Genomic DNA, 2,573 nt, shown 5'->3' with positions numbered 1-2,573 from the left:
TGACGGCGTGCCTTTTGCATAATGAGCCTACGAGTTACGGTCACTGGCCAGGTTAATGTATTTGAATACAGGAGCCGAAGCGAAAGCGAGTCTTAATAGGGCGATTAGTCAGTGGCTGTAGACGCGAAACTTGGTGATCTACCCTTGGTCAGGTTGAAGCGCTGGTAACACATCGTGGAGGACCGAACCGGTAAACGTTGAAAAGTTTTCGGATGAACTGAGGGTAGGGGTGAAAGGCCAATCAAACTAAGAAATAGCTCGTACTCCCCGAAATGTTTTTAGGAACAGCGTCGTGGTTGAGTCATGGTCAGGTAGAGCTACCGATAGGGCTAGGGGGAGTCAAATCCTACCAAACTCTGACGAACTCCGAATGGGCTATGATATACACGGCAGTGAGGGCTGGGGTGCTAAGGTCCCAGTCCGAGAGGGGAACAACCCAGAGCATCAGCTAAGGTCCCAAAATATATGCTAAGTTGAACTAAGGGGGTCCGACTGCAGAGACAGCCAGGATGTTAGCTTGGAAGCAGCTATACATTTAAAGAGTGCGTAACAGCTCACTGGTCGAGCGGGGCGGGCATCGATAATAAACGGGCATCAAGCATATTACCGAAGCTATGCGATAGTAATTTATTACGATCGGTAGGGGAGCATTCTCACAGGGGTGAAGGTTTGGCGTAAGCTGGGCTGGACTGGTGAGAAAAGCAAATGTAGGCATAAGTAACGATAATGCGGATGAGAAATCCGCACACCGAAAGACTAAGGATTCCTCCGCTATGCTAATCAACGGAGGGTTAGGCGGGGCCTAAGGTATAGCCGACAGGCGATTATCGATGGACAGCAGGTTAATATTCCTGCCCTTGCAATGAGTGTGAAGGAGTGACGGAGTGGTGTGGTATGTACGTACTGACGGAATAGTGCGTTGAGCGGAACCTACGGGCGAAGCGAATATACGAAACGGCTTCCAAGAAAAGCTCTTGAAACATCAGCTTATTGCAACTCGTACCGTAAACCGACACAGGTAGTCGAGAAGAATATTCTAAGGTGCTCGAGTGAATCACGGCTAAGGAACTCGGCAAATTAACCCTGTAACTTCGGGAGAAGGGGAGCCTCCTCGCAAGAGAGGCCGCAGAGAAATGGCCCAGGCGACTGTTTAGCAAAAACACAGGGCTCTGCTAAAACGAAAGTTGACGTATAGGGCCTGACACCTGCCCGGTGCTGGAAGGTTAAGAGGGGATGTCATCGCAAGAGAAGCATTGAATCGAAGCCCCAGTAAACGGCGGCCGTAACTATAACGGTCCTAAGGTAGCGAAATTCCTTGTCGGGTAAGTTCCGACCTGCACGAATGGTGTAACGATCTGGGCACTGTCTCGGCCGTGAGCTCGGTGAAATTGTAGTAGCGGTGAAGATGCCGCTTACCCGCCACGGGACGGAAAGACCCCGTGCACCTTTACTATAGCTTTGCATTGTTTTCGGGTCAGGGATGTGTAGGATAGGTGGGAGGCTTTGAAGTTGTGTCGCCAGGCATGATGGAGCCAACGTTGAAATACCACCCTTCGCTGGCCTGGGATCTAATCCCGCAGAAGTGGGAGACCGTGCATGGTGGGTAGTTTGACTGGGGTGGTCGCCTCCAAAAGTGTAACGGAGGCTTCCAAAGGTTTGCTCAATACGGTTGGTAATCGTGTGTGGAGTGCAATAGTACAAGCAAGCTTGACTGCGAGACCGACGGGTCGAGCAGGTGGGAAACCAGGGTATAGTGATCCGGTGGTTCTGTATGGAAGGGCCATCGCTCAAAGGATAAAAGGTACGCCGGGGATAACAGGCTGATCTCCCCCAAGAGCTCACATCGACGGGGAGGTTTGGCACCTCGATGTCGGCTCGTCACATCCTGGGGCTGGAGAAGGTCCCAAGGGTTCGGCTGTTCGCCGATTAAAGTGGCACGCGAGCTGGGTTCAGAACGTCGTGAGACAGTTCGGTCCCTATCTGTGGTGGGCGTAGGAAGATTGACGGGGGCTGACCTTAGTACGAGAGGACCGGGTTGGACCTACCGCTGGTGAGCCGGTTGTTACGCCAGTAGCATGGCCGGGTAGCTATGTAGGGAATAGATAAGCGCTGAAAGCATCTAAGTGCGAAACTAGCCTGAAGATGAATCTTCCACATAAGGGTTGTTGTAGACTACGACGTTGATAGGCTGCAGGTATACGTATAGAAATATATTCAGCCGAGCAGTACTAATTACCCAATAGCTTGCACTTTATCTTTTAATTAAGATGAATGATTAAACTTTATCTCTTCTACTTCCAATATGACATGAAAATATTGTATTGTTAAAAGTTAAATGTATTAGGTTACAACCTGATACAGAAACGACCAACATAGCATTAACGAACTCAAAGAGCTTGTTGGTGGCTATAGGCTCGGTGTTCACCTCTTCCCATCCCGAACAGAGAAGTTAAGCCCGAGACCGCCGATGATACTTGGATCAAACCTGGTAAAGTAGGTAGCCGCCACAATACTATAACGAAAACCATCCTCACAAGGGATGGTTTTTTTTGTTTTAGGGGTTAGGGGTTAGG

General features: G+C 49.9%; 2 rRNA genes. Both read left to right on the top strand.

From position 1 onward, the window contains the following. A 23S ribosomal RNA gene (locus X939_RS0121850) occupies nucleotides 1-2,253 on the top strand; the annotation flags it as partial. Between the two features lie 145 nt (nucleotides 2,254-2,398). Further along, a 5S ribosomal RNA gene (gene rrf, locus X939_RS0121845) occupies nucleotides 2,399-2,510 on the top strand. The last annotated feature ends 63 nt before the right edge of the window (nucleotides 2,511-2,573 follow it).

Origin of the sequence: Dyadobacter tibetensis Y620-1 (assembly GCF_000566685.1) — a bacterium.
In the GTDB taxonomy this organism is placed as follows: domain Bacteria; phylum Bacteroidota; class Bacteroidia; order Cytophagales; family Spirosomataceae; genus Dyadobacter; species Dyadobacter tibetensis.
This window is presented reverse-complemented; position numbering and strand designations above follow the sequence as displayed.